Source organism: Virgibacillus salexigens, from assembly GCF_014905415.1.
Classification (GTDB): domain Bacteria; phylum Bacillota; class Bacilli; order Bacillales; family Amphibacillaceae; genus Virgibacillus; species Virgibacillus salexigens.
On record NZ_BNEO01000002.1, the window covers coordinates 1,032,588 to 1,053,212 of the forward strand.

The following is a 20,625-nucleotide window of genomic DNA, read 5'->3' on the forward strand; positions in this document are numbered from 1 at the left end:
ACTTTCTTTCCATGTAAATGTCTTAAACGGGTATAATATAAATGTCTACCTGTTCAAGTTGTTGAACAAAACGCACACTGTTTGCCTCTCGGAATCGAGAGGCAATTTATTTTGTATATAATTATTTATCCATGTCAATACTGTTTAGAGTTAGAGGCTCCTGCCGAGCCAACGAATTATTAAGCCCCTAGTCTCCCTAAAGATATGGGGCTTAATTTTATTACATAGCTTTTTCTAAAGCTTTCTTAGTATCAGGACCATAAATGCCATCCTGTGCTAATCCATGCATGGACTGGAATCGTTGTACTGCATCGGCTGTATTTGGACCATAAACACCATCGATGCCTTTATTTTTAGCGCCCTTATTTGGGTAAAAGTAAACAGATGCCAAGGCTTTTTGTACTGCCTTCACACCGCTACCTCTAGGATATGGTTTAGCAGCTTTATAAACTGCATTAGGTAATCCAGATGATTTAGGCTTGCTTGCTGGTTTATTTGATGAACTTTTGCCAGTTAGAGATCCATAAACCTCTTTACCTGCTAACCCGTCAACAGATAAACCGTAATATGATTGATAACGTGTTACTGCATTTTCTGTGTTATCTCCGTAATAACTATCAATCCCGTTGTTTCTTGCACCTTTATTTGGATAGAATGGAGGATCATTTTCTGCAAGCATGGTTTGTAATTGTCTTACAGGTTCACCATATTCTCCATTACCAAGTGTTTGACCCTTCCAATCACCAGTAACTTTTGTCCATTTGTTAGTGATTTCGGACTCAACTTCCTGTTTTGGAGCTTCAACTTTTCCACCTGAAACTCCTTTTTTAAGTTCTGACATTCTAAAGTTTTTACCTGGACAAGCAGTGCTTCCTAAATCTTTATGTCCTAAAATATCCCCAGCTTGCAGATTAGGGAATTCATCAATAAGCCATACATTTAATGCTATACCAGCTTTTAATTGTGCATCCGTCATATGTTGCGTTTGGAAATTACCTTGATAACCAATGCCTATAGTAGTGCTGTTGTACCCTAAACAATGCGCACCTTGATAAAGCCCCCTAGCTTCATAAATCGTTCCATCAAATCCAATCCAAAAATTATATCCAATCCCTTGCCAACCATTAGAATACCTGTGAAAATTATGCACGTCCATGATATCCCAAGATGGATGCGCCATGTGATGCTGCACTATTTTCACGATCCGGCTTTTACTTAGTGGGTTTAGATTTCCTCTGAATGATAAATTAAGCTTTTTGATATATGGTTTTTTGGCCATCTTATTTCAACCCCTGTTCTTTGAGCCACGCCTCTTGCTCTTGAGCCTTTTTAGTGACGTTATTGTTTTTCCAGTAAGTCCACAAAGATACTCCAACAGTTGCTACTGTAGAAACACCTGCATATACTTGATCCTCGGTAAACGGTAACGGGTCCCAACCATATACGACTAAACCTTGGTTTAACAATAAAATCCCTAATACCACTAATCTTGTAATTGCTGCTTTCATATAAATTCCTCCTTAAAATTTTTGAAATGTTATTTTTCCTTCGTTGAAAATTCTTCTCTTACTTCATCCGGCAAAGTTTTTTCGCTTTCATCAATAGCCTTTAATTTGTCAGCTAGTCCAGGTGGTACAATTACACCAACTGCCGCCAAATTTTCTAATATGGATAGTCCTTCATTAGCCAAATAAAAAAGAACCGTCGCATAAGTGACCGCTCCATTCAATCCAAGTATTTGATCTACAACGTTTGCCAATATAATTACTACTAAAATAAGCACCTTTCGAGCATAGCCAAAAAGGCTTTTTCTGCTCCATAGATTACCGTTTTTCCATGCTTTGAATACCCCTGTTAATATATCTAATGCCATCAATAGTAATAGCAAATGTAAGAACTTAACATCCCCAAATAAATACATCCTTGCAGCTTCTAGATGTTCCAAATTAACACCGCCCATTTATTCATCTCCTCCATTAGGTAAATGACCCCCTAACATAAAAATAATTTCTCGTATAACACTAATAACCACCTATTTGACCCTCAATAGGTGGAAGAGGGCTAACATCCCTAGCCCTCGATTTTCCCCCATAAAAAATACGCCTTACTTGGCGCTATCCATTTCCTCTATTTGTTTCTCCGTTATTTCTTCTATCTGTTTCTTTAATTCCTGTATTTCCTGATGTTGTTCTGTAATTATCGCATCACGTTCAGCAATCTGGATTGATGTGTTTGATATCTGAGCTTGTAACGATTGAATCATGTAATCTTTGTTAGGCTTTTGCATTTAAGCACCCTCCGATATAATTATTTCTAAATCTTGTACACGTTTTTCTAATTCTTTACGGGCAATATATTCTTCTTGCATTCCTTTTATTGCATACCCAAGTAACTTATATATGTTAATTGCTTTACCGTCTGGCGTAGCGATTTCTGGACTTAATTCACTAATGAATCCGACTTGCCAATTGTCGTATACTCCGTTATCTACATCTTCTTGAAGAACATATTCTTTAACCGATAAATTGTTAATAATCGGTAGCCCTTCTACAGCCAAATCTTCAATATTAGTTTTATAGACTATACTAGATGCGTTCCTGAACTCACTCGCCGCGATAGGTCGATAACCGACATCACCATTGTTGTAAAGTAAATTGTTTGTTACTCTAGCTTCCCCGGAAGATGTACCGATGTAGAGGTTAGCATCAGAATCATTTACCCTGATCGAATTTGCTTGTATGAACGAAAGTTGTAAATCACGTAAAACAGGATTACCGTTATTATACCCTCGCCTATCAGTAATTCGTACTTTATCGTCAGCCATTAGGTATAAAAATCCGTCGCCAGGCGCAGCTAAATGTCCTAGAAACCGATCCGCGTGAAAGTTGCCTGTTCCGATATCTCCGTTAATGTTCGTTGCATACACTGTTGGATTAGATGCGTTTTTACTAAAACGAATACCCGACCCATGCGTAGTGCCTTCGGTTAAATTACCGTAAAGTAACGCTCCGTCCGTTTCGCTGGCCGATGCGTTATCCTTTACGTAAAATTGAAACTCATTAAGGCCTGTTCGGGTATACATGAATGGTCGTATATAAACCGAATAATCTTCGCTTTCGATATTGTTCGTTAAATTAGACCTGCTTACAATCGTACTATTCTGCGCTAATAATGCGACCGTACCCCAAGATGAAATTAACGAAACGCCTCGGGATTCTTGGTTAAAACGTTGGCTATGAAATTCTAACGTACCTGCCGTATAATCTTCCTGCGCCCCCGACATCGTAGTTGATAATCCGAGTTCAGTCATGTAAAGGTTGTATCCGGTATCCTCGTTAGAAATCATTACACGTCCGTTATATATACCTAGATTCAATTCGGCAGTATCTTGAATTCCTGCCCAAGTTCTAGTGAATTCTCCATGTGAGATTAATTCCGAACCATTCATATACATATAACGCAAGCCGTCGCCACCACGAATAATAACTTGGTCTGTGTTCAGTAAACCCGTTGTTATGACATCCGCTACTATTCCTTCTGCGGTCGCTGCTACTTTCGGAGTAACACCACCATCAACACTAATCATCCATCCGTTAGAGTTCATCCACATTAACTTGTTAGGATCGTTCTTATCTTGCGCTATGATACCTTGTACGCCATTCTCCGCATTACCGAATATTAATTCCGTTTGCGCTTCTTCTAATTTACGCATTGCTGCTTGTTTTGCGGAAGGTAGTACGCTAAAAGGCATTTCTTTTCGTCCGGCTAATATGTCGGTGATATCTTTCGCTGCTGTGTTTAATCTCGACTGATAACGTTTGGTTAATCCGTCCGAACCGAAGGTTAACTTTAAGTCTAATACGTTACCTTTCCAATCTTTCTTGATCGACATATTCACGATGCGTACTTCCTCGTTTAAACCGATTCGCTCATCGATAAGAAATGTACGATCTCCTAATTCCGGTTGTCCTAATTCGTATCCCTGTTTGCGTAAGTCGAAAATATCGGCTGATACGCTAATTTGCAACGACTCATCGACTAACGTTTTAAGTTGTGTATCCATCGTTGATATGGTCGTAATGTTACCGTTTTTAATTGGCGGCGCTTCGCGTTTACCGATGATGTTCGCGAGTGGTGACGTATATTCTCGAATTAATTTCGCGTCCTGTTCTTCACCTTCTGCAAAATCACCGTAACCTTTTGCGTACGTGTACATTGCGGCTGCATCGATTTCTTGAACGATGTTAGAAGCATTTAACTTGTGTCGATACATGAACGATGTATCCCGTCCGATTTGTCTTTCGAGATAAACCGTAGTACCAACGATCCGAAACTCTATACCATATCGATTTATCGCCTCTTTAAACATGGCAAGTCGAGTGTCACCTTCTCCGAATCCTTTCCATTGAATCGCCTCGAATTGATCGACTAGAACGAATTCATAACCACTGTTTTCGAATATAATCGAAAAACAATTAATCGCGGTCATGTGTTGGTCGTAACGTTCATATATACGCTGCGTGTCGAAATCGTCAAAGAAAAGAGGAACAGCTTTGACTTGTACTGTCAATAACCGCCCCTCACCTTTACGTTTAGCATATACGATTTTATACGTTATTCCGTCCGCTGTTATCTGCCACATTTCGGATACATCGTCAATAAACAGCTTGTTCACTCTTGTCGGCAGTATCTTCAACGATAACGATTGGTTTCCGTTTAACTCTAAATCGGTGGTTGTCGTAGCTTGTAATGCGAATTCATCCCCGTTTAGATTACGTATATACACTTATTCACCTCCTAACTAATTTACCAAACAATTCGTTTTTTTAAGATCCGTTTCTTATTCACTAAAGGTTTCATCGACTCAATTGGGTTGTTTTTGTTAATGTAATAAGCCGACAATATAAAACCAAATATTATCCATGTGTATTTTTGTGCTTCTGCATGACTGGCGATAGAAAGAATCATCCATGCAGTAACAAGAGTAAGGCATAACCATCTATAAGGATTATTTTTACTTATTTTGAGTGAAGAAACAAATAGAATAGCCAACATTGTAACAAAAAACGAAAAACCTAACATCCCATTCTCAACAAGAACCGATAAATAAGCATTATGCGCAGAATAAGCAACTCCAGTATCTGAATTAGCAACAGAAGCTTCTAAAAAAGACCCAGATCCAACTCCCAAAATAGGATTTTGAGTAAACGTTTCTACCCCAGAACTCCAAATACCAGTCCTTCCGTTTAAAGTACCGCTAGTTATTTGATCTTTTATTGTATAAAGTCGTTCTAACTGTCCTTTCGGCAATTGGTAAAGAACATAAGCCCCAACGCCGAATAACGAAAACGTAAATATTTTTCTAAACCTTACTTTATATTTAAATAACAACCAAATCGAACAAATGAATATAAAAACCAATAGGATTAAAGCAGTTCTTGACCCAGTTAGTAATATTGAAAAAGATGCAATGGGCACATATAACATGAAAAGCTTTGATCCATTAATAATTAGATACATTGCCATTGGCAATCCTAACCCCCAGATTATACCTAATTGATTAGGATTGTATCCTTCAATAAAAAATCTGCTAGATGATATTAATGGATTGCTCCCTACGGTTATGAATTGATAAATCGATTGTAAAGCTATTACTGAACACCCTAGCACAAATGCTTTTAATAACCCGTTCAATTTGTCTTGTTTACATGCAAATTCGTAAATTGCCCACGAAATGACACTTAGTTGTAAATATAAAATACTTTTATTTACCGCATCCTGTGGTAATTCTCCCCAATAATACGAGCATAGATTCAGCAAAATAAATAAAAATAGAACCACATAAAATACAGGTAGTTTTTTAAACTCACCTTTAAATAATATCGTTAGAATTATAGAACTAACTAATACAATACCAAAGACTTTATTTATGCTACCTAAACCTGGTATTATAAAATGTTTTTGAAACGGCATAGTGAAAATCGTTAACCATAATGAAAAGTAAGTTAGTTTTTGAAATAAAATTGACAAAATCCCGACCCCATTCTCAATAAATATGTTGTATAATTTTACCACATTTTTCGGGTATTAGGAATGAAGTCTAAGAAATTTGTTCTAATTTGTCAGATTTTTATAAGCTAAATACAACCAATTTAACTGTGCTTCTGTACCTAATGTAACTACTTCTGAACTGTATTGCGAACTATCTCCTTTTGGATGCATTGTATGACTTATTTCAAAGATACTACCAGGAATACCTAAACTACTTATATAAGGTGGTGTTGATCCTCCTGTTCCAACACTAGAATACCCAAAAAACACGTCATTTGATTGAGGGAATAATTCATCTTGTTTTTTCCACTTTAAAGAAAGGTGCGTATAATAATCTTGCGACATATTAATCCCATGCATTTCATCAGAAATATTCCACATAAAATAATTGGGATTAGGATTTGAACTAAAATTATGAAAGTCTGCATAAAAATCAACTTCTTCGTTTTGTAAAATATCCGCTATCATGATTGCTTCTGGCTGTGTTAACGGTTCTTCCCCGCCATAGCCAGCGTATTCTGGATCACTATAAACAACGAACCCTTCCGGAAAACTCCTGTTTATGTCTATTCCGTTAGCATTCTTCTTACCGCCCAAAGTTATTGGATCATCGGGATTATCAATTCCATAAACATTCACGATTGGAATCACTGTAAACTTAACGTTCCATCTCAACGATTCAAGCACATCACTGTTACGCCAGTTTTCGCATATTTGCTTCATAGTTTCGTACACGCACCACCAACTAGCCTTTTCGCTACCATGTACACCGGATACTATGAAGAAATGTAGTAAGTCTGTTTCCGCTTCTATTCGTCCGATTTCTGGTTGTTCCGGTTTAAATATATATTTGTAAATAGGTAATCCAGTTGTTTCGTTGGTAGCAAGTTCTTTTGTTATATAAGTTGGATTATCTGCCATCAATGAATCATAAAACCCGAACATGTCGGTACTCGTTACATCGTGTATCTTCACTGTACTGTCCGGTAAATTCACACTTTCTAGTGTAGGGACATTATACATATTTTGGCTAGTTAATGTTTTTATCTTTCTTGGGGCTTCTTGATTTTCGTTCTCTCCTGCACCTTGAATGTACAAATTAGTGTTAAGCATATAAGGGGAAGTATATACGTTAGCATCTTCCCCTTGTTCCACTTGAATTTTACTAGGTGGTTCTTGGTCTTGGGCTACCATTGCATAAAGATAATTATCACCTTCGGGGATTGTTAGTGTATATTCCCTTTCAGGAGTTGAATGTTTACCTTGCAAGTGAACCGGTTTTCCCATATCAAATATCCCTGTTTCATCGAAAGATGGTTCTGTGGGTGCAGTTGCTATCGTGAATTGATTGGAGTTCCCTTTATCGTGAATTTTAATAGTATATGTTTCTCCCGGGATAACTTGTACCATTAAAGTGTGTTCTTCGCCTTGATAATTACGCCTTAAATATGCTGTTGGGTTTTCAGAACTTGAACCATAATCATAAATATACCAGTCGTGATATTCTCCATCAAATATATTCGGAGTTTTATAAAAAAAGTTTGTTTTACTAGGAACTATCGCATTATCCGCTATTTTACCTGTTGTTACGCTTTCGTCAGCGGGGACAGAATTAATTGGGGTATTACCTGCTATCTGCTCTAAAAATTCTTCACTCATAAATGATTGATCAAGTAACCCTTTATTTTTATCGATATCGTTAACACTTAGATGACCTTTTTTAATTGCGTCATTTAATGCGAGTAATACATCGCCCATTTGTTGTTCGGTAAAATGCCCCTCAATTATCAGGTTATTTAATATCTCTCGCATTTTGAACAACGCTGCAAAGTTATTGTTTATATCTGTTCTAGTAGTTCTATCCCAAAGCGTCCCAATATTTTTTTTTGACATATTCGCCCTCCTTATGCGTAATAAAACCTAAAGTCGAATTCAATTTTTGCATTGCTAACCCCTGTCACCTCAAACTCATTCCATCCCGGCAGCAATTCGATGAATTCTTTTGTTGTTTTCCTCAAATACGCCTGCGAATTTTTTGTAACGTTGGGTCCGTGTATAATAATGATATCTTCATTTGCGAATGTATCTGTTGATTTAAAACGTGTGTTATTTGTTTTGTTCCTCAACTCAATAAATTGATCTTCGCTCGGATGTGGTTTGTAAGGAGTTGCTGTATCTCCTTGTTCCACTTGAATTTTACTAGGTGGTTCTTGATCTTGTGCGGCCATTACATATAAATAATTATCACCTTCTGGTATAGTTAGTGTATAGGTTCTCTCTTGATGGGAAAATTTACCTTGCAGATGGACTGGCCTCCCCATATCAAATATTCCCGCTCCATCGAATACTGGTTCTGTCGGCGCAGTTGCTATTGTGAATTGATTTGAATTTTCTTTATCATGTACTTTAATTGTATATGTTTGACCTGAATCGACTGGGATCATCAACGTATACTCTTCACCTTGGTAATTACGTCTTAGATAAGCTGTATCAGAATAATCGTATATAAACCAATCATTATACGTACCGTCAAACATATTTCTACTCGGCTCGATGCCAATATCAGATATCGTTATTTTTAATTCTTGCTGAAACGGATGTATTGGTCGATTGCCTGCATTGTATATACGGAATTCGTTCGTTTCGTGCGTATAAATCAACGATTCATCATCCGCAATTAAGCCCATGCCGAAACCCCATAATTCGCTATCTGCATCTATTCCATTACGTTGAATATCCTGCGTTGTTCCGATGGATTCAGCATATGGAAGTTCAGTGATATCTAAAAAGAATCTTGCTGTGGCAAGATAAAAATTCATTCTTTCTGGAATATAGGATTCTACAACATTCACTTTGTAACGTTTCCCACTTACATACTGTTCTGATATATAAAATTCGTCCTCATCAAAAAAAGAGAAAACCGCATCCCTTAACAATCGGTAATCTCTTGTATCTTGAGCTTCAAGTAATAACTTAATTTCAATAGGTCTTGTTCCGTGGGTATTTCCGTAAGTTATAATTCCCGGTCTTCCCTCAATCGTTTTATTATTTGTGTTCTTTTGAATTGAAGAAATGAATATATCAAGAGGACGAACGCCTTTTGGAAATTGTTTTCTATTCATATTCTTATCGTAGACTTTAAACAAATAGCTCCGCCCCCCTAAAAGTATTTGTTTGTATTAGAATTAACTGCATTCGTTGTATTAACAGCTGTTGCTAATGTTTCACCATCTATATTGAATGTAAAATTCAAGTATTTAGCCATTGCTTTACCTAACTCTTCATAGTTAATTCCCTTGTTTCCAGCACTATTGCCACTAACTGTAAAAGCTCCTGAATTAATACCTTGCATGTCGGTTCCTTGCATGTCTGGGACAGCCATCTTGCCTAGATTTTCACCAGCTCTTGCTACTCGATTTCCCATAGATTTTATACCTAATTCTAGACCTTCACCTGTATACTCCCCAATTTGTCGAAACACTCTAGAAGGTGATTTAATACCAAGTAAGTTTTTTGCACCTTGGATGGCATCATCTACAACACCTTTAACACTATCCACTAATGAATCAGCCATGTCTAAAACACCATCAATTAGTCCTTGAATGATATTAACACCAATATCTAACCAATCAACATCTCCAAATGCATTAAAAATCGCATCAATTATTTGAGGAATTGCTGCTACTAAATCTGGTATCGTCTCAATCAAGCCATCAATCAGTGCAAATAATATGTCTACACCAGCTGCAATAATCCTCGGTAAATGGCTAAGTAAAGCACCTGCTAATTCAATAATTAATGTAAGTGCCATTTGTATCAATTGTGGTAAAGCATTGGCCAAACCATCAACTACAGCACTCAATAACTGAATTCCTGCATCAATGATCGTAGGTAAATTTTGTAGAATAACATCAAAAATCGTATTAACTAATTTTAGTGTCATATTAATTAGTTCAGGAAGCATACCCAAAACGCCCTCAATAATAGCGTTTAATAATTGAATCCCAGCTTGTATAATTAGAGGTAAATTTTGCACAATTGTACTAATTAACGTATTTAAAACAGTAATCACCGTTGTAATTAATTGCGGTAAATGCTGAATAATTCCTGATACTACAGCATTTACAATTTGGATTCCAGATTGAATAATCATAGGTAAATTTTCTAAGATTACTCTCACTATGGTATTCAACAAATTTAATATAACCTCAAGAATTACAGGCAATGCTATTAGGATCCCTTGTATAAGTGATTGAATTAGCTGTATTCCTAGTTGAATGATTTGTGGAAGAAATAAACTTATATTTTCTGCCTGCATAAGTAAGATATTTTGCCATGCTTCCATTAGCATAGGTAATGCAGTGATGAGACCCTGAATAAGATTTTGTAAAATTTGTACCCCGGTCTGTATTATCATTGGTAGATTTTGCGTAATACCTTGGATAATCGAGTTTACAATCTGCATCCCATTATTTACTAAATTGGTTATTAATACCTGTAACCCTTCTGCAATGGTGTCAAAGCTTTTCACTAATTCAAAGTTTCCATTTATCCAATCCAGTATAACCGCCAGAAAAGCAGTAACCATCGTTACTAAGGGCATTAGGTTCTTCGCAAATTCTGCTAAGGAAGATGTTAAATCTTGCTGTGCTTCTTGTTGTGCTACAACTTCTGGATTAAGTTTTTGATAATCACTATATACATTACTTAAACCTGTTTTTGATAGTTCTTCTAAAACAAAATTAGTTGCCTCTCCATTTTTTTGAGCTGCTGCTAAACCACTGTTAAATTCCTCTAAATTTACACCGCTACGCTCCAATAATTCAGCAAATGGTCCTATAGCTTCTCCTGTGGCAAGCGTTTCTTGTAATCCATCTGCTATCCCTTCAGTTTTTAAGGTATCTGAAAAACGAATTGCAGCCCCATTAATTTCGTCAATAGCTTGTGCCATTTGGGATTCAGATAAATCAGTAGCCATTAAGTTAGATACAGTTTCGATGGCCGAATCCATTTCACCAGATACTGATGCTACTTTCTTTGCATAATCTTCCATAACAGAAGGGTCTAGACCTTGGTTGGTAGCATTCGTATTCAATCTAGCCATGATACGATTATATTCTTCCATGCCTGTAACTAAACCACCAATTGCAGCAGCACCCGCAGCACCTAATGCACCTGCCTTTTTTGATGCATCCCCCAATGAACTCCCTAATCTCCCAACAGATTTAGAGGCTTGTTTAGACTCTTTATTTACCTCTTCTAGATCTTTTTCTACTTTATCTAAGGCCTTACCATCATCAACTTCTTTTAGGCGTTTTTCGAACTTACGAACTTCTGCTTCTGTAAATTGGATTTCTCTTTTAAAAGACCTGTACTGATCCTCACCAATTTCTCCATTTTGAAATTGCTTCTCAACTTGTTTTTGTGCTTTCCTTAAATGATCTAGTTTTTCAGCACTGTTCTCTACTTGTTCGGCTAATAGCTTTTGTTTTTGAGCTGCAGCTTCTGCGTTGCCAGGATCAAATTTTAAAAGTCTCTGAACATCCTTTAATTCGGAATTAAGATTTATGCTACGTTTGTTTACGTTTTGAAGTGCCTTCTCAAGGCCTTGTGTTTCTCCATCTAGTTCAATTGTTATACCTTTTATGCGCTTAGCTATGGTTCCTCACCTCTTTTCAAAGGTATAATAAAAAAGCCATCCATTAGGATGACTTTTCTTCTTTTCTCTTTTTCTTTTCTTCTAGTTTGAATTGGTAGTCCACTTGTTTCATCATTCTTTTGTCATCTTTATAATCTGACACTACTCCCCATGCATAAATGCTCCCAGGGACCCAAAGACACAACCACAATAATAAAGCAATTATTGACTGAAATGGTTTCCTAGCCATTAGAACAGCAATAGGTGGACAAAGTATAGCCCAAAACCTCAACTTAAACTCCCCCTTGATTCTTTCAATTATTTCCAATATATCTTATTCTTTAGAAAGAATCAAAGTCAGCTTGTTTTGCCTGCCTAGCTTTCTTTTCTTTGTCTGGTTTTCGTTGCTCAATGTACTCATCTACAAAATCTAAGCAAGAACCAATTGTCATATCTTCCATATCGTTTTTATCAAGACCAACAGCCTTGCATATAAAAAGAAAAGAATCAGTAGTGAGTGGTTCACCATCTGATTCCTTCTCTAGATTCTTTATTTTTTTTTAGACGACTGTAAGTTGCTGTTTATAAGATCTTGAACTTGAGGGAAGATTTCTTTTAATGGAAAAACCTCAAATTGATCGAGCCATTCCAAAGGCTCTGGGATACTTTTATCAGCAGTTTTCGCCATTGACCATAAAATGTTATAAAATAAATCAAAATCAAGGTAACGCATTGCTTCTTGAATTTTCTCCACATCCATATTTTCTACATCTAAATTTTTAGGAAAAAGCTTTTTTAACGGTGCAAGTTTAAGTAAGTCAGCAAAAAAATCAGATTGAAACTGGGCTTTATACCGCAATGGTGTTGCTGCAGTTGTTTTAAATCGTACCTCTTTACCATCTATTACAATTGTTTTTTCCATTTAATCTCCTCCTCTATTGTGCTGGCCAAGGAATATCTTGGATTGTTCCATCTGACAAAGTAAATGTAAGGTTTGTACCATCAGAAGTAATCTCTGTTACGCTAACGCCCGGATCTCCCTTTGCTCCTTTTGCACCATCTGAACCAGGTTCACCTTTTGGACCAGGGACACCAGCAGCAGATTGTTTAATTACTTTTGCAATACTTCCTGTTGCCACTGGTTCAGCGACATAGCCAATTCCTTCACCTGCAGAGGCAACTACTACGCCACCTTCACCAGCTTCTACAAATTGACCAATGCTCAAATCTTCACCAGCTTCAATTTCCCAAACGATTTCTCCCTTGATCGTTACATATACCTCTTCATTTGCTTCAATATTTCTTGTTGAATAAAAATCGGGTTGCTCTCCTGCAGCAGTTAACCCGATAGCAACGACACTTTCACCATCACCAATAGATAATAAACGATGTGCTGGAACACTTTCGGTTACAGTAGCTTTAAATTGTGCCATTACGCCTCAACTCCTCCGCCTGTAGATTGACCTTTTTCATAAACTTTTTTGTACCAGTTATTATAAACTTCATCCGTTGTATTTTCTGTGGTTTTTGTTTTAACTGCATAGTCTGTATCACGTGGACTAGCAACAAATGTAAGCTCATCTGGTGTAGGCTCCACAGAATCTGTTTTGGTACTGCTACTTACAGTAGGTCGGTTTGCGGAGCAATTATATAAAACATGACGAGTTGCCTTTTTATCACCATTAAATTCAAACATTAACGCAAAGTTTTTGGGTTTTGCATCTGTTTTTTCTGTCAATACTCCATCTGTCTCATCTTGTTCTTCGCCTAAAACGTCAACGGCGAAAGAATCGGGTATTAACGCAATAGATAAAGTGCCATCATATCCTTGGTTATTTGGTGCAGAATAGAAAAGCATATCATCAGCATAAAATTCTACCATGTCACCTCTCGGTTCTAAGCTTAATTCCACCGAGCCTTTTAATGGTTTTGGTGCATCGTAAATAATTTCTCCCGTTGTTTCATCGGTTGTAAATGTGGCATAATGCCCATTTTTCAGCCCGAATTTAACCTTGTTCCCCATTTATATCACTCCTAATTCATAGATTCGTTGAAATAATTGTTCAGATTCTATATAAGACTCGTTTGCAACATTCCAAGCTATTTCATGTTGTTCAAATAGATCTTCTAATACTTTCTCTACTTGCAGATCTTTTTTGTTGGTGTACAATTCAATGTCAGCATTGGTAATCTTGACATACGTTCTGTTATCAGCATGAAAGTTATCTGTTCCTGGTGTTAAATAAGTAATAAAAGGTGGCTCTGGTGGTGGATTATTTTCGTCTGCGATAAAATGAGAATAAGCTACAGGAAGACCTGTAGCTTCTAAGATTGTAACTAATTCCCCTAGTTTCATCCTCGTATCACCTTCTCCACTCGCTTTTCATATTCATCAATGGCTCTATCCTCTGCTGGACCAATGTGGGGATATGCAGGAACACGACCACCGCCACGTTTAGCATGACCTTTTTCCAATAGGTGGGTTAACTGATATTTCGTAGCATTATGAACCACATAGCCACGTTTGGTTTTTTTTGCTCTCCACCCTTTAGCATAAGCACCACCACCCTTATAATCACCTTTAGGACTTGTTCTTTTTAAGTCCATTGCAGTTTCTTTAGATACATCTTTTTGTGCCTCTTGTATCCCTTCTTTTACCTCGTTTGTATATTCACGGACTGCATTGGTGATTTCTTTGGTAATGTCTATCATTGTCCAATATTCCTTTCGCATGTTAATTCGATATCTTTATAACTCGTAACATAGGACCGAATAACAGAATACGTTTGACCCTCAAATTCGACTAACGCTTCATTGTCATATTCAAAGGAATAAATAGAGAATACTTTCTCGGGTTTAAATCCTTTGTTACCTGCACTATAAAATTCATTCCTGCTTACAGAACTCTCACTGCATAAAACGGGTTTTCTGCGAGGTTCTCCATAAGGGATTTGATTCTTAAGTTCATCGAATTTATATTCTTGTTTTATTAAAACCAATTCTTTATCTTTCCTCATATCATCACCCTACCGCTAACTGTGTAACTAAGGTAAAAAAAGCCGGAGAGAATTTAACTTCTCCCGACTTTAATTCCCATAAATCCGTTACACCCATTACAATGACACCAATAGCAAGATCACCATCCAACTTTTCATCAGGAACCCCAGAACCTTTCATGAAAAGTTTAACTGTCATTAACTTTTGTAAAATAAGCCCGTCAATGGCTTCATTTGGTTCTATTGAAATGCCAAGCCCTTTCTTACATTCTTCTAGCAACTTTTCATTTTCCATATCGGATTACCCTTCAATAGCTGGGGATGTGCCTGCTCCTTTTTTAATCAATACAACCCCGTTTCGATCAGCAAGTTTTCCATCACCAATTAAGGTTGATTTGCTAATCCACTCGTCTGTTTCTTCGTTAAAGTAGCGCTTGAATAATAGCTGCATATTGCTATTAAACATGTAATCTTGCAACTTCACTAGGATAGCAACCACATCCCCTTCAGCTGCATCATCAATGGATGGAAGGTAATCCTCGGTGGCAATTACCTCTTTCCCGATAAATCGCTCTGATTGAGTTCCATCTAATCCATAATTCACACGACCAACTGGCTGTCCATTGGCATCTACCATACCAAACAAATACTTATTCCAGTCAGCATCAGCTGCAATTAGTACAGATCCATTTCGATACTTACGAGGAATCTTTCCATAAAGCTCCGTCCATTTATTGTACTTACCATAATCAGCAGGTGAAACTTCCACGATTTGTTCTGCAGGAATATCTGGATCATTGGTAATACCTAAAGGTTGTCCTGTACCAGAACCATTAATAACTGATTCTTCTAATGCGATAATTATAGCCTCATAGATATTATCTGTAACAGTCTGTTCAAATACTGGCATAGCAACCGTACCAGCAACTAATTCAACTGCTACACGACATTGTAGCTTGTGATAAGTAAAAACAATTTTCCCTTTTGTCGTTTTCTTCTGCTTATCGGACATCGATCCAGATCCGACCCATGTTGCTGTTGGTTTAGCACTGGAAAGAGGGATCTCTACCCCACCTTGCATACTTGTTTTTGTAACACGGCTCCAAATCCGACCATAATCATTCAACTTCTCTACAATCTTATTCAAGATATTGGTCGGAATGACTGCCCCAATATCGCCTGTTCCTGTGGTAGCATCTGCACGGAATTCTAACTGATCTGATTTTGTACCATTTGTGACATATTCCATGAATGCGGAACGATATTCCGGTGTATCATATTGATCAGTCGAGCGTTGTTCGTTTTGGCTTTGCCCATTTCCTAATCCATAAGCACCTAAAATATTTGGTTGACCTTGCGGTGTATTACGCTGTTCTGGGTCTTGATGACGATGTTCTCCTTCTGGATCTTCTTCATCAGGAAGAGCATCAGCCATACTACGTAATTCAGCGATTTCTACATTTAATGTCTCTAATTCATTATTAATACTACGCAATTCCTCTACAGATTCGGTTGCTTGGCTCTTTTTACCAAGATCTTTTTTACGTTCTTCCTTTTTATCAAGCAATTCTAGTAATTTCTTTTTCATATTATCTTTCCTCCATGTTTAATAATATTTGATTTCGTAATTGCAAAATTTCCCGCTCGCTTTTCGAGTTATCCAACTGAGACCGGGCATTCTCCAATGCCTTTGCTGCGTTATCCAACACAGACTTGTCACGAGCATTTATGTCAGTTCCCGTGTATGCTGGGAAATTGACGGCACTAACCTCAATAACTTTGTGTATCTTTTGAATACGTCTAGTAGGCATCTCACTGTCCAGGTCTTCCCACTTTTCTTCATCCACATAAAAAATAAAAGACATCCCATCGATGTCTTCACGTTTAACTGCACTATATAACGATTTAGCTTCACTATTTTCCTCTACATCTAAATTTGCTCGGATATATAATCCTCTATCATTCGTTTGTAGCTGCATGGTTGAATTACCATTATTCCTTCTGCTTCTTGCTAATGGGATTTTTCGTAAGTCGTGATTGACACTAAATAAAACATCGTCAAAATCACAGCTATCAAATGCACCACGTTCAATTATTTCATAGAACCAACCACCAATATCGGTACGTTGATCGTAAATGGCTGGATGCCCTTCTATATAAGTACCTGTTTGTTCATCATCGATAGCCCGTAAATCCATCAACCCAAAATTCCGCTTTACTGGTTCGGCCTTATTTGGTAAATTCGTTTTCTTTTTACTCATCCCCGTTACCTCCTCCATTCGTAGTATTTTTACGTCCCATTTGGTACGCATTCGCAAGCTCAACATCAATATAATTAAGCGACATGGTCCGCTTATCTCCATCTCGAATCGGTGGATAACCTAATAAAGCTAATTTTTGATTATCCGTTAGTAACCCTTGCTCCCCAGCTGTCTTAAGTAAATCTAATTTAGCTTTCGTGCTAAGGTACATCATATCCTTTTGATAAAAGACGATCTCATTTCCAAAATCAAGCTCTCTTTGTGAAAACATTGTTTTGGAGAATGCTTGACCTAGACTAATCACTAAAGGCTCTAATGTTTTTTCATAAAACGCCTGATATTGTTCGTCATTATAATCACCAGTCAAAATAGGAACGGAAACACCATAAAAATTAAGAATTTTATTTTGTAAAAATTCAAGTGTATCTTTATCGACAATTTTAGGATTCGGTTTGATGTCTACATAGTCACCTTTTAGATCCATTGCCATAATTCCAGTTTGACCACTTGCTATTGCAGATTCGAATTTTTTCCTTTCTGCTTTTTGTGCTTCATCATCCATCATAGTATTAATGTTAATAATACCCCTAACAGATAGACTGGTTTTTATTGCCTTATCTAACCCTTGTAAAACGGAGTCATTAATGGTCAATACTTTTAATAAAGCCTCATTATCTGGTTGGCCATCTTTCCCACCGCCCATGACATCATTAACAGAAAACTTTTTTCTTAAATGAATGACATCTGCATAAGCCAACGTAAATTTGGTGCCATTCGCAAACTGTAATTCTAAAAATATATCTTGTTTTTGGTCCTGCAAAAATGTAACAACCGTAGGATTAAGAGGATAGAATCCTGTATATTCCCGATACTTTTCTCCTCTTGCATTCGTCTTAATTTCATACATCGGGTAGATAAACGCATTAAAGTTTAAATATAGTTGCCAAATGATTTTTTCAATAAAATCCCTCGTTGTCATTAATTCATTTGGTGAGAATTTAAACAACCGATTCATGGAACTATTAACGGTTTTATGCATTCCTTCGCTGTCAATACGTAAATGCTTGGGCTTTAATTTACTGCATTCCGTTGCTATTACATCAATACACATTTGAACAACATCTGAAGAATACACATTTTGCCCAAACTGTGAAAAAATTGGGCTATACCCATCTAACATTCTTGCTTGCTGGAATTGTTGATTTGTCTTATTTCCCTTAAAAAGGTTTCCTAAAATCAACCGTGATCACCTTCTTTACTACGTGCATAAAAATAGGCAATTGCAAGAAAACAAATGCCCAAGATAATAAACCCTAAAGGTATATAAATTAAAAATACTCCATATGACACTAAAGCAATGCCGAACAGGAGCAAGATATCATCTAAATATTTGTTTATAAACTTTATCAATCCCCATCACCTCCTGATCAGCTGCATAAATTCGTTTCGATTATCGATGTATATCTTATATCCAATAATCATGGTTACAGCTCCATCGATTTTCATGTTTTCTTTGCCTTGTACTTTGACAGGACGCATTTCCATTTTTGAATTCATTTCTAGGGCTGTATTTTCCAAACAGTATTTATCAACTGGATTATTGTTATATATGATCATGTCACTTTTTAAGTCTGCCTCAACCAATCGCATTGGTTCACTCATTGCTCCATATTCTTGTGGTACTTTTTGGCAATCAAAGCCGTAGCCTTCCATTTCCTTTACCCAGTAGATGGCAGACCATTTATCATATCCTACTTTAAATGGACGAATACCATAATCTTTGTAGAGCTTAACAAACCATGCTGTAACAAGACTAAAATCATTTTCATTACCAGGAGAAACTGTAATCAAACCGTCTCGAATCCATTGTTTATAGGTTTCAATTTCATCACGGGCTAAATTGTCTAATTTCGATTCAGGTATAAAATACTGTTGGAACGTATGTTTTTTCATTGTTTCTTTATCAATCATAATTACCCTTGCACTTGCTAAGTCACCTGTTCTGGATAAATCGACAGCGCCAATTGCAAAACTGTTTCGGAATTTTTCAAGCTCAAATGTTTCTTCGTTCTTGATGTCCTCTGTTGTTAGCCAAGCTGTAGCATTGTTTTGTTTAATATTAAAGTCTTTGGACATCACAAAAACTCGCATAGACTTACTTGTTTTAGCTTCTTCAACCATTTTTCGAAGGAAACTTCTCTTTTTAATAACGCCCATACCTGGATTCGATTTGTACCAAGACTCTTCGTCTTGCCAAACTTCTTTCTCACTATCTTGTGTATACATCCAGATTAACCAACGCCGTCTCTCTAGTTCACCGTGTAAAACGGATCTAGCTTCTTTTAATCTTTCATCCAAGTATCCATCGTTAACAACCCCTTCAGTCGTTAATTCAATGAACAACGGATCATCTTGTGTAGATAATGCTTGTCTAATTGGCATAACAGAAGTATTATCTGCTAATTCATGGGCTTCATCTACTGCACCAACCTTAATATTTTTTCCTTCCTTAGCTCCCGTTTTGGCAGATATCTTTTTAATTTGCCCTTTGTTTTGGTAGCTAAATTTCCCACGTTTTTTAGGTTTTCTAGGATTGCCAAAGAAAATTCCTTTAATGTTGCTCCTAGTAACCTTTGATAAGGTCTTGCTTTCTTCTCGCATTGCGTTAATTGCTTGGAACATAAGGTCTGCTTGTTCATAATCATTACTGGAACAAAGAATTCTAGTTCCCAGCTCACCACAAAAGAATTCTGCTAAACATAAAGCTGAAATTAATGGTGTTTTTCCGTTTTTCCTTGCCACTAGGAATAATACATCTTGATAAAGTCTTACATAATGGTCAATTTCATCATCAAAAATTTTGAAAATGTATATTGCCTCTATAAATGCCTTCTGAAACAATTCCAATAAAAAAGGCTTCCCTGAAAAAGGAGCCTCAAAGTGTTTACATTTGGTTTCAATAAACTTAATTCGTTTATGGCCATCTTCAAAGTCAATCAATATTTCTGAATCATTAAAGTGCTCTGCTAGGATATCCAATTGCAACATCAATTCGTTGCCAATAATGATTTCTCCCTTTTTACATTTATCAATATACTCGAGTAAAAAGGAATGCGTACCATTGTAGACGTATGGATGCGCCCATACATTTTGACCATCGATCATTCAAACTCGCTCAATTCGTCATCATCATCAATAATGTTTTTATTCAATACACCATTAAGCGTTTTTACAATAACAGCATAACTATTAACATTTTTAAGATACTGTTTTGCAGCTTCTACAGGTTTTTGTAATTCTTTTCGGGTAGGATGAATGTTTACCATGCCTGTATCAGATAGTAATAATTTCAAATCATGATTTTCCGATTTTAAAAAGCAAGCATCTTCAATAAGCCCTTCCACTAGTTGTCGTTTGGATTCCTCAACATCACTAAATATTTCAGTTAACTTTTCTTTTTCTTTTTCATAAACCGCCCTTTTAGACATGTTTCAAAAAACCTCCAAGCGATTTCAAAATTTTAGCCGTGTGTGTAAATTGCGTCCCCCCCTCGGTCCCCAAATAGTTTTTAAGATTTAATTTATGGGGGGATACTTATAATCCTAACCTCAATAAGATTGTTTGTAATTTACTCCTTAGCTTCACTTACCAATTTTCTTCGGATAATAGTACATTGTAG

At 36.7% G+C, this 20,625-nt stretch carries 22 protein-coding genes; all 22 read right to left on the bottom strand.

The annotated features are described in order from the left end of the window. Positions 1 to 220 precede the first annotated feature (220 nt). The 22 genes from JKP73_RS23180 to JKP73_RS13245 all read right to left on the bottom strand — a co-directional run bounded on the left by JKP73_RS23180 (position 221) and on the right by JKP73_RS13245 (position 20,434). Positions 221 to 1,279, bottom strand: coding sequence for a peptidoglycan recognition protein family protein (locus JKP73_RS23180; protein ID WP_200411367.1), 1,059 nt, complete (start codon positions 1,277 to 1,279; stop codon positions 221 to 223). 1 nt (position 1,280) lies between these two features. After that, a complete protein-coding gene (locus tag JKP73_RS13145) occupies positions 1,281 to 1,508 on the bottom strand; it encodes a phage holin (protein ID WP_200411368.1) in 228 nt (75 codons plus the stop codon). A 29-nt stretch (positions 1,509 to 1,537) separates the two neighbouring features. Beyond that, the gene (locus JKP73_RS13150) at positions 1,538 to 1,960 is read right to left on the bottom strand and encodes a phage holin family protein (protein ID WP_200411369.1); all 423 of its coding nucleotides are present in this window, start codon (positions 1,958 to 1,960) and stop codon (positions 1,538 to 1,540) included. Between the two features lie 144 nt (positions 1,961 to 2,104). Further along, positions 2,105 to 2,287, bottom strand: coding sequence for a hypothetical protein (locus JKP73_RS13155; protein WP_200411370.1), 183 nt, complete (start codon positions 2,285 to 2,287; stop codon positions 2,105 to 2,107). Next, complete coding sequence (locus JKP73_RS13160; RefSeq protein ID WP_200411371.1) at positions 2,288 to 4,786, bottom strand: tail tube TT1 domain-containing protein; 2,499 nt, start codon at positions 4,784 to 4,786, stop codon at positions 2,288 to 2,290. Positions 4,787 to 4,806: 20 nt separating this feature from the next. Next, entirely contained in the window at positions 4,807 to 6,030 is a 1,224-nt protein-coding gene (locus tag JKP73_RS13165; protein ID WP_200411372.1) for an O-antigen ligase family protein, read from the bottom strand. An 84-nt stretch (positions 6,031 to 6,114) separates the two neighbouring features. Further along, the gene (locus JKP73_RS13170; protein WP_200411373.1) at positions 6,115 to 7,944 is read right to left on the bottom strand and encodes a M14 family metallopeptidase; all 1,830 of its coding nucleotides are present in this window, start codon (positions 7,942 to 7,944) and stop codon (positions 6,115 to 6,117) included. An 11-nt stretch (positions 7,945 to 7,955) separates the two neighbouring features. After that, entirely contained in the window at positions 7,956 to 9,197 is a 1,242-nt protein-coding gene (locus JKP73_RS13175) for a phage tail domain-containing protein (RefSeq protein WP_200411374.1), read from the bottom strand. A 14-nt stretch (positions 9,198 to 9,211) separates the two neighbouring features. Further along, on the bottom strand, positions 9,212 to 11,251 hold the full coding sequence (locus JKP73_RS13180) for a phage tail protein (RefSeq protein WP_200411375.1): 2,040 nt from the start codon (positions 11,249 to 11,251) through the stop codon (positions 9,212 to 9,214). 502 nt (positions 11,252 to 11,753) lie between these two features. Beyond that, positions 11,754 to 11,981, bottom strand: coding sequence for a YqaE/Pmp3 family membrane protein (locus JKP73_RS13185; RefSeq protein WP_200411376.1), 228 nt, complete (start codon positions 11,979 to 11,981; stop codon positions 11,754 to 11,756). Between the two features lie 258 nt (positions 11,982 to 12,239). Then, on the bottom strand, positions 12,240 to 12,611 hold the full coding sequence (locus JKP73_RS13190; protein WP_188943329.1) for a hypothetical protein: 372 nt from the start codon (positions 12,609 to 12,611) through the stop codon (positions 12,240 to 12,242). Positions 12,612 to 12,624: 13 nt separating this feature from the next. Further along, positions 12,625 to 13,122 carry a hypothetical protein gene (locus JKP73_RS13195; protein WP_200411377.1) on the bottom strand — a complete coding sequence of 166 codons (498 nt, stop codon included), beginning with the start codon at positions 13,120 to 13,122 and terminating at the stop codon, positions 12,625 to 12,627. Beyond that, positions 13,122 to 13,712, bottom strand: coding sequence for a major tail protein (locus JKP73_RS13200; protein WP_200411378.1), 591 nt, complete (start codon positions 13,710 to 13,712; stop codon positions 13,122 to 13,124). Before JKP73_RS13200 ends, JKP73_RS13195 begins: the two co-directional genes overlap by 1 nt. Further along, positions 13,713 to 14,045 (bottom strand): hypothetical protein, encoded by a 333-nt coding sequence (locus JKP73_RS13205; RefSeq protein WP_200411379.1) that lies wholly within the window; start codon positions 14,043 to 14,045, stop codon positions 13,713 to 13,715. Further along, the gene (locus tag JKP73_RS13210) at positions 14,042 to 14,401 is read right to left on the bottom strand and encodes an HK97 gp10 family phage protein (protein WP_188943321.1); all 360 of its coding nucleotides are present in this window, start codon (positions 14,399 to 14,401) and stop codon (positions 14,042 to 14,044) included. The genes JKP73_RS13205 and JKP73_RS13210 overlap by 4 nt, the downstream gene beginning before the upstream one ends. Beyond that, positions 14,398 to 14,706 (bottom strand): phage head closure protein, encoded by a 309-nt coding sequence (locus JKP73_RS13215; RefSeq protein ID WP_200411380.1) that lies wholly within the window; start codon positions 14,704 to 14,706, stop codon positions 14,398 to 14,400. Before JKP73_RS13215 ends, JKP73_RS13210 begins: the two co-directional genes overlap by 4 nt. A gap of 4 nt (positions 14,707 to 14,710) precedes the next feature. Continuing rightward, a complete protein-coding gene (locus tag JKP73_RS13220) occupies positions 14,711 to 14,980 on the bottom strand; it encodes a hypothetical protein (protein ID WP_200411381.1) in 270 nt (89 codons plus the stop codon). 6 nt (positions 14,981 to 14,986) lie between these two features. After that, positions 14,987 to 16,273 (bottom strand): phage major capsid protein, encoded by a 1,287-nt coding sequence (locus JKP73_RS13225; protein WP_200411382.1) that lies wholly within the window; start codon positions 16,271 to 16,273, stop codon positions 14,987 to 14,989. A gap of 1 nt (position 16,274) precedes the next feature. After that, the gene (locus JKP73_RS13230) at positions 16,275 to 16,946 is read right to left on the bottom strand and encodes an HK97 family phage prohead protease (protein ID WP_188943312.1); all 672 of its coding nucleotides are present in this window, start codon (positions 16,944 to 16,946) and stop codon (positions 16,275 to 16,277) included. Continuing rightward, complete coding sequence (locus tag JKP73_RS13235; RefSeq protein ID WP_200411383.1) at positions 16,939 to 18,186, bottom strand: phage portal protein; 1,248 nt, start codon at positions 18,184 to 18,186, stop codon at positions 16,939 to 16,941. Before JKP73_RS13235 ends, JKP73_RS13230 begins: the two co-directional genes overlap by 8 nt. 176 nt (positions 18,187 to 18,362) lie before the next feature. Beyond that, positions 18,363 to 20,111, bottom strand: coding sequence for a terminase large subunit (locus JKP73_RS13240; RefSeq protein WP_200411384.1), 1,749 nt, complete (start codon positions 20,109 to 20,111; stop codon positions 18,363 to 18,365). Further along, positions 20,108 to 20,434: a hypothetical protein gene (locus JKP73_RS13245; RefSeq protein ID WP_188943307.1), complete on the bottom strand. Its 327-nt coding sequence runs from the start codon at positions 20,432 to 20,434 to the stop codon at positions 20,108 to 20,110. Before JKP73_RS13245 ends, JKP73_RS13240 begins: the two co-directional genes overlap by 4 nt. Positions 20,435 to 20,625 lie beyond the last annotated feature (191 nt).

Bases quoted from the DNA above. Each gene is read 5' to 3' on its own strand.
- JKP73_RS13190 (WP_188943329.1), bottom strand. From the start codon at position 12,611: ATGGAAAAAACAATTGTAATAGATGGTAAAGAGGTACGATTTAAAACA.
- JKP73_RS13215 (WP_200411380.1), bottom strand. From the start codon at position 14,706: ATGAGGAAAGATAAAGAATTGGTTTTAATAAAACAAGAATATAAATTC.
- JKP73_RS13225 (WP_200411382.1), bottom strand. From the start codon at position 16,273: ATGAAAAAGAAATTACTAGAATTGCTTGATAAAAAGGAAGAACGTAAA.
- JKP73_RS23180 (WP_200411367.1), bottom strand. From the start codon at position 1,279: ATGGCCAAAAAACCATATATCAAAAAGCTTAATTTATCATTCAGAGGA.
- JKP73_RS13200 (WP_200411378.1), bottom strand. From the start codon at position 13,712: ATGGGGAACAAGGTTAAATTCGGGCTGAAAAATGGGCATTATGCCACA.
- JKP73_RS13245 (WP_188943307.1), bottom strand. From the start codon at position 20,434: ATGTCTAAAAGGGCGGTTTATGAAAAAGAAAAAGAAAAGTTAACTGAA.
- JKP73_RS13150 (WP_200411369.1), bottom strand. From the start codon at position 1,960: ATGGGCGGTGTTAATTTGGAACATCTAGAAGCTGCAAGGATGTATTTA.
- JKP73_RS13210 (WP_188943321.1), bottom strand. From the start codon at position 14,401: ATGATAGACATTACCAAAGAAATCACCAATGCAGTCCGTGAATATACA.
- JKP73_RS13155 (WP_200411370.1), bottom strand. From the start codon at position 2,287: ATGCAAAAGCCTAACAAAGATTACATGATTCAATCGTTACAAGCTCAG.
- JKP73_RS13170 (WP_200411373.1), bottom strand. From the start codon at position 7,944: ATGTCAAAAAAAAATATTGGGACGCTTTGGGATAGAACTACTAGAACA.
- JKP73_RS13240 (WP_200411384.1), bottom strand. From the start codon at position 20,111: ATGATCGATGGTCAAAATGTATGGGCGCATCCATACGTCTACAATGGT.
- JKP73_RS13230 (WP_188943312.1), bottom strand. From the start codon at position 16,946: ATGAGTAAAAAGAAAACGAATTTACCAAATAAGGCCGAACCAGTAAAG.
- JKP73_RS13145 (WP_200411368.1), bottom strand. From the start codon at position 1,508: ATGAAAGCAGCAATTACAAGATTAGTGGTATTAGGGATTTTATTGTTA.
- JKP73_RS13205 (WP_200411379.1), bottom strand. From the start codon at position 14,045: ATGAAACTAGGGGAATTAGTTACAATCTTAGAAGCTACAGGTCTTCCT.
- JKP73_RS13220 (WP_200411381.1), bottom strand. From the start codon at position 14,980: ATGGAAAATGAAAAGTTGCTAGAAGAATGTAAGAAAGGGCTTGGCATT.
- JKP73_RS13195 (WP_200411377.1), bottom strand. From the start codon at position 13,122: ATGGCACAATTTAAAGCTACTGTAACCGAAAGTGTTCCAGCACATCGT.